This is a genomic window from Hymenobacter translucens, assembly GCF_020685205.1.
Classification (GTDB): Bacteria; Bacteroidota; Bacteroidia; order Cytophagales; family Hymenobacteraceae; genus Hymenobacter; species Hymenobacter translucens.
Window position 1 is genome coordinate 1 of record NZ_JAJERB010000016.1, and the last position, 6162, is coordinate 6162.

Below are 6162 nucleotides of genomic sequence, written 5' to 3' on the forward strand. Positions count from 1 at the left end.
TGCCGGTCTCCGAGCATCGCCCGGCAGTTGAGCTTGCCGGCTTGGTCGATGGGCACGACCGTGGCGTGGATGTGCGGGGTCTGCTCATCGAGGTGCAGCACGGCATTGACCACGTTCTCTTTCCCGTAGCGCTCACTCAGCCATTCCATGGCCCGGTCCCGGAAGCCGGCCAGCTTGGCCCCGTCCTCGGCCGAGCCGACCAGTTGGGCCGGCTTGCCGGACTGGCCGGGCTCCTTGCGAATGTTCAAAAACTCGGGGCTGAACGTCATCAGGTGCTCCACCGCCAACACGGCGTTGCTACGCACCGTGCAGCCGACGGCATCCAGGCGGGCCTGCACGTCGGCGGCTAGGTCGGGGCTGCCCACCAGCTGCACGTTGAGCGGGGTCAGCTCGGCGTCCGCGTTGGGGGTGGGCCGCAGCCGCTGCAGGTGCTCGTTGAGGGAAGTGAGGTTGCCGGCACTCTTGAGTTTGGCCGTGCGCAGGATGGCATAGGGCATCGGGACGGTAGGGAAAAAGGGTGGCCAGCGGGCCGGCTTCGGATGCCGGGGACCACCGGGTAGAACGAGTGCCCGCAGGGCCGAACAGACAATTTTGGGGAGCCTAAAGCGCAGCGCTTAGGCTCCCCAAAATTGTCTAGTGAGTACACAACGCTTGAACATTACGCTTGCTTACGTTTGTGCCTTACGCTTGTGACTGAATTTTTACGCTTATTACTTACGCTATCAGCGGCTTTCCTACGCTAACGACTTACGCTTGTGCCTCCTGGTGGTACCGGATTCCCCTTTACCAGACGCTGCACCACCGAGTTCCCCCGTTCGTACTGCATCCGGTCCAATAGCGTCCGTATCTGCTGCACCTGGTCCGGGGTTATCGTCTCACCTAATTGGGGCAAAAGCTTCCCGGCTTCCTCTCCTATGAAGTCGATTTTGCGGGCCAGGTAGTACTCTTCACCCTGGTACAACCACCGCGCTTCCTCCGATTTTTGGGCCTTATCCCACGCGCTTACCCGGCAGTTGGTGGAACAGAACCGGCCTCCTTTGCGGCGGGGGGTATAAATGGTAGAGCAGTGCTGGCAGGTGTGGAGCATACGGGTAGATTACTATTTCCCTTTCTCCTACGGGCAGCCCTAGCGACTAGGTTACACCAGGTATCGGCGCTGCTCAGGGCTTGCTTCCCCACGGCCCCAGGGGTGAAAGTTCTCCCGGGTGCAAGAGAGTACATAAGCTCGACAATAAAGTTTATATACTGTTGATTACCAATTATATAGTGTTTATTGAATACTAGCAAGTCACTGGCTTCTAGGACTTTTGTTTGCTTTCTGTCTTCCGGCCGGAGTTATCCACCGTCCCTAAAAGCTTTTTTCCTCGCGCGAAACACAATTTGTGTATTTGTAAAGCTTTGTTCTATTTGAGGGGCTTGCAACTATTTGAAAATTAATTAATTATGTCATTCAAAAACGGCTTTTCGTGTAGTAAAAACGGCTTTTCGTGTAGTAAAAACGGCTTTTCGTGTAGTAAAAACGGCTTTTCGTGTGTTTAAAAACGGCTTTTCGTGTAGTAAAAACTTATATTAAAAACGGCTGAAGTTTTTGATTGGCGTTTTTACCGTATAATTGCTCTCGAGTCAGTTAGACACTATTCAATGAACAAAGAGCTAGAAATCCGCCAGCATAATGCGCTAACTAATGCCCGCTACGAATACTCGGAGTTGCAATTGGACTTGTTCTTCTTCATCATCTCCAAGCTGCGGAAAGGCGACAAAGACACTGTTTATCAATTAGATATTACAGAGTTGTCCAGCCTGACGGGAAAGCGCTACAACGGGGCTTACCTGCACAAAGCCACCGCTGACATGGGAGCCCGCATGTTAGAAGTGGAAGATGCCAACGAGTACCAGCAAATCTGGATGTTCCAGCGGATTCGCTACCTCAAAGGGCAAGGAATCATTGAATTTGACCTGACTAGGCACGTTTTACCTTTCCTGTTCGACCTCAAAAACAACTTCACTAGCTACGAGTTGGCCGCTGCACTCCGCCTCACCAGCAAGTACGCTAAGCGGGTGTATCAGCTCTGCTCCCAATGGAAGGATATAGGCGAAACTAAAAAGTACGACCTGCAAGATTTCAAGAGAATGCTCGGCCTTCTCGATGAAAAGGGAAACGACAAGACCGAAAGAGTCAGCGACTTAAAGAGTAAGGTGTTAGACATTGCTGTCAAGCAAATCAACGAGCACACCGAACTGCACGTCAGTTACACTTTGGAAAAGAAGGGCAAGGCCTTCAAAAACATCGTTTTCACGGTCAAGCCGCAAGCGCTGGCCGAAACCATCCCGTTTGACCTGGTGCCGGCGAGCACGGCCCCGGCTGGGATGCAGCAGCACCAGGTGGAGAACGCCGGTCGGCTACTCGCGCAGCTGAGCATCACCACGCCGGCGCTGGTGGCCACCATCCTGGCCAGCGCGGCGCATGTGGCGGCCTGCAACAAGTTCGCCCACGACTTGAAAACCGGCAAGCACGCCAAAGCTCATTCCCTGTCGGGGCTCCTGCTCACCATCCTGGGCTTGAAAAAGCCCGCAAATGGGCCGCTGTTCGACGCGACCGCCAAAAAGTAGGGCTTACTCGCCTACTTGCTGAAAACACGCTGCCAGAGGCTCTTTCGTGCTGGCTCGGCCAACCGGGCCGCAATGCCCTCGACCATCTGCGTCAGCTGCTCCACTTGCACCTGCAGGTCGCGGGGGCTGGCTGGCAGCTGCGAGGCCTCGGCCTGGCTAAGCTCACCCTGGACAAAGGCGCGCACCTCGTCGTTGAAGTACTGCCCCATGGTCTTGTCGGCCCGCGCCGCCGCCTTCTCTAGCATGGCCCGCGTTTCGCGCTCCACCCCGCGCACCGACCAGGTCACGGCCGTGGTACTGGCCGGCTTAGCCGGTCGCCCGCCTTTGTTGCTTGTCTTACTCGGTGTAAGACCTTCGTTCTCTCCCTCTACCTCCTCTGTCTTACCAGTACCGGTTTCTGTAAGACTGATTTCAGAGGCTGTCTTACCACTTTCGGCCGTTGTAAGACCACTCTCAAGGCTTGTCTTACCGTTTTCGGTTTCTGTCAGACTGATTTTGGACTTCATGTAAACGTGTCTTACAAGTTGTAAGACACATAGGTACGCTGAAAATTTTTGTCTTACAGCGCGTCTTACATGCCTCAGATGCCTTGTAATAGCTCAAAGCCAGCCGCCACCCTAGGGACCGACTGCTCGTGCACCTGGGCTTGGTCGGGGCGAAGCCCTCGGCGGCGGTTACCAGCTAAAAGCCGGGGCTGTTGGGAGAAAAAGCACCCGGTCAAAAAATAATAATCTCGTCTTTAAAAATAATTTCTAACTGATTATCAGACATTTGATTCAAAATAACGGCTTCTAACCGGATTCTGTTCTCATGCGGGACTATTTACCTGAAATAGATACCACATGAAACATTTTCTCTTTTCGAGCCTCACGGCCGCTGTGGCGGTTGTCGCTCACCTACTGCCCGTTATGGGGCTTTTGGGCTGCCTGCTGTTATGGGCCAGCGCCCACGCCGCGCACCTGCACGGCTTCACGCTGCTCTGCGGTGCGGTCGCGGCCGTGCTCGGCCTGCTGTATCACCTCGTCCGGCTGGTGCTGGTATTGCCGCGCCTATGGGCGCGGTGGTTCCACTAATGGGATTCTCCGATGCCCGGCCCCTGCTGCATAGTGGGCCGGGCGTCTGGGTTCTGTCCCTTAACATAAGATGGGTTATACCCCCGACCTCGGAATAAGTGCGGTTTCACTTCCCACCGCCCCCGGTGCCGCCGCGTGGTACTTTGCCGGGGAACCAGGCCACGGTTCGAGCGTTTACAAAACTCATCCCTTCGGCGCGTTTTGTAAACTCGCCCTGCCCTATTGGGTCAGCTGGCCACCTGGTGCCGGGCTGCTGCCAGGCGTTTACTGAAAGGAGCGACTACGGCTTATTGGAGTCAATTACCACGCGGCTGTCGCGGTTGGCCAGCTCCCAGGCCGTATGAAAAATGAGCTGGTCGCGGCGGGTCATGGCCGGGAAGTCAATCTTGTCCACGTCGTCCGACTCCTTGTGGTAGTCGTCGTGCAGGCCGGAGGTATAGTAAAGCACCGGCACCTTGTTTTTGGCGAAGTTGTAGTGGTCGGAGCGGTAGTAGATGCGCTCCGGGTCGTTGGGGTCGTTGTACTTGTAGTCCAGCGCCACGGGGGTGTACTTGGCAGTGGTGGCCTCGCTCAGCGCGTGCAACTCGGAGCTGAGCTTGTCGGAGCCGACCAGATACACATAGTCGCCCTTGCCTTCGTGGTCTTTGTCCACGCGGCCGAGCATGTCGATGTTGAGGTTGGTGACGGTCTGGGCGAGCGGAAAAATCGGGTGGTTGACGTAGTACTCCGAGCCCAGCAGGCCCACTTCCTCGCCGGTGTTGGCCAGAAACAGCAGGCTGCGGCGCGGGCCGTGCCCCTCCTTTTTGGCCTGGGCAAACGCCTGGGCCAGTTCCAGCACACTCGCCGTGCCCGAGCCGTCGTCGTCGGCACCGTTGAACACCACGCCGTTTTTCACGCCCAGGTGGTCGTAGTGCGCCGAAATCACCAGCAGTTCGTCTTTCTTATCGGTGCCTTCCAGGTAGCCCAGCACGTTTTCGGTGCCGAACATCTCGCGCTTTTTCTCGGTCTTAATCTTGATGCTGGCGGGTTTGAAGGAAGATGCCACCGGCTTTTTGGCGGCGGCCACGGCCGTCAGGTACTTCTGCACGTCGGCTTCCTTGGTTTTCAGGATGGCATAGCCCACAGCCGGCGATACATAGATGCCCGGCGCGTAGCGCACCGGCGCATCCGTAAAGCGAATGATGGGCGCGTTGGTGCTGGACGCTAGGCGGGCCGCCAGCTTGGCAAAGTTGGCGTTGGGGCTGAAATCGACGAAAAACACGCTGCGGGCGCCTTTCCTAGCGGCCAGCTCCAGCTTGGCGCCGGGGCTGGCCTGGCCCCAGCGGGTGGGCTTGCCGTCGGGGCTGAGCACGGGCTTGCCGTCGGCGCCCAGGGGCTCGCCCATCAGCATGAACAGGTCTTTGCCCTTCACGTCGCCGGCCGTGGCGTAGTCCGAGTAGCCTTCCTGCTCGATGCCGTAGCCCACAAACAGCGGCTGCACGGTGGTAAGCGTCTGGAACGGCGTGACGCCGCGGACGTAGTAATCCTGCAGCCAGGTGTAGGTTTTGCCGCCCACCTGCAGGGTTTGCCCGCCCGCAGCCCAGGTGCTGCGCTCCAGCTCAAACTGCTGCAGGTGCATGTTAGCGCCACCCTTCACCGGGCCGCTCAGCCCAAAAGCGGCAAACTGCTTGCTGATGTAGTCGGCGGCCATTTTCTGGCCTTTCTGGCCGGTTTCGCGGCCCTCGTACTCGTCCGAAGCCAGCACGCTCAGGTGCTGGCGCAGGTCCTCGGCCGTGATAGTGGCCGCGTAGTTCACCGACCAGTCGGTGGCGGGCGCGGCCGCCAGGGCGGGCGTCGGGGCGGCGGCCGTCGTGCCCGGCTTCGACTTCGTTTTGATTTTACTGGTCGGCTTGTCTTGTGACATGGCGCAGTTGGCACCAACCAAAGCGAAAACCGCGGCAAAAAATAGTTTTCGCAACATGAAAAGAGAAAAAATTGAGGATCAGCAAGTGGAAGTGAATTAGCAAGTAAGGACTTTCATCGAACCTGTTCAGGGTTATGGCCAAGTAGTCAGTTAAATGGAGCCCTCATAGGAAGCGGAAAAGATAGCACGTTAATCGGTTAAAAGCGGCCTCCAGAGCACCGAGAAGGCATCTCGAAACGTGCGTTCAGCAAAACGGTGATTTAGGTAAGGTAGCCTTTACATGCTTACCCCGCCGTGGCTGTGCTGCTGGCTGGCCTGGCGCACGCGCTGCTGAGCCACCTGGCGCTGCGCTTCCTGCTCCAGCTGCGGGTTGAGTTCCTTCACCAGCCCGTAGAAGCGTTTCACTTCCTGGTGCTGGGCTTGGCTACCCTCTACGCCGCGCTGCAGCCCCAACCGGGCCAGCTGGGCCGCAAAGCTGGTCTGCATGGCGCGCATCTTCTGCCGGTCTCCGAGCATCGCCCGGCAGTTGAGCTTGCCGGCTTGGTCGATGGGCACGACCGTGGCGTGGATGTGCGG

Annotated in this window: 6 protein-coding genes; 2 read left to right on the plus strand and 4 right to left on the minus strand. The window is 57.5% G+C overall.

Features of this window, described 5'->3' with window-relative positions; all coding sequences use genetic code 11:
- Nucleotides 1-497, minus strand: a 497-nt coding sequence (mobV, locus tag LJY25_RS21020) for a MobV family relaxase (protein ID WP_227610422.1), incomplete at its 3' end; no start/stop codon positions are given.
- A 1144-nt stretch (nucleotides 498-1641) separates the two neighbouring features.
- Between mobV and LJY25_RS21025 the strand changes: the two genes are divergently transcribed.
- Nucleotides 1642-2610: a replication initiation protein gene (locus tag LJY25_RS21025; protein ID WP_227610423.1), complete on the plus strand. Its 969-nt coding sequence runs from the start codon at nucleotides 1642-1644 to the stop codon at nucleotides 2608-2610.
- Between the two features lie 11 nt (nucleotides 2611-2621).
- On the opposite strand, the gene LJY25_RS21030 is transcribed toward LJY25_RS21025, so the two are convergent.
- Nucleotides 2622-3116: a hypothetical protein gene (locus LJY25_RS21030; RefSeq protein WP_227610424.1), complete on the minus strand. Its 495-nt coding sequence runs from the start codon at nucleotides 3114-3116 to the stop codon at nucleotides 2622-2624.
- 336 nt (nucleotides 3117-3452) lie between these two features.
- Between LJY25_RS21030 and LJY25_RS21035 the strand changes: the two genes are divergently transcribed.
- Nucleotides 3453-3683, plus strand: a complete 231-nt coding sequence (locus tag LJY25_RS21035; RefSeq protein WP_227610425.1) for a hypothetical protein — start codon at nucleotides 3453-3455, stop codon at nucleotides 3681-3683.
- 280 nt (nucleotides 3684-3963) lie between these two features.
- Here LJY25_RS21035 and LJY25_RS21040 read toward each other — a convergent pair whose 3' ends face one another.
- Both LJY25_RS21040 and LJY25_RS21045 read right to left on the minus strand, forming a co-directional pair.
- Nucleotides 3964-5586, minus strand: a complete 1623-nt coding sequence (locus LJY25_RS21040; protein WP_227610426.1) for a M28 family peptidase — start codon at nucleotides 5584-5586, stop codon at nucleotides 3964-3966.
- A gap of 276 nt (nucleotides 5587-5862) precedes the next feature.
- Nucleotides 5863-6162: plasmid recombination protein (locus LJY25_RS21045; RefSeq protein ID WP_227610427.1), on the minus strand; the 300-nt coding region annotated here is incomplete at its 5' end.

What these genes read in the sequence shown, in the direction of transcription:
- LJY25_RS21025 (WP_227610423.1), top strand. Translation starts at nt 1,642, where the DNA reads ATGAACAAAGAGCTAGAAATCCGCCAGCATAATGCGCTAACTAATGCC.
- LJY25_RS21030 (WP_227610424.1), bottom strand. Translation starts at nt 3,116, where the DNA reads ATGAAGTCCAAAATCAGTCTGACAGAAACCGAAAACGGTAAGACAAGC.
- LJY25_RS21035 (WP_227610425.1), top strand. Translation starts at nt 3,453, where the DNA reads ATGAAACATTTTCTCTTTTCGAGCCTCACGGCCGCTGTGGCGGTTGTC.
- LJY25_RS21040 (WP_227610426.1), bottom strand. Translation starts at nt 5,586, where the DNA reads ATGTCACAAGACAAGCCGACCAGTAAAATCAAAACGAAGTCGAAGCCG.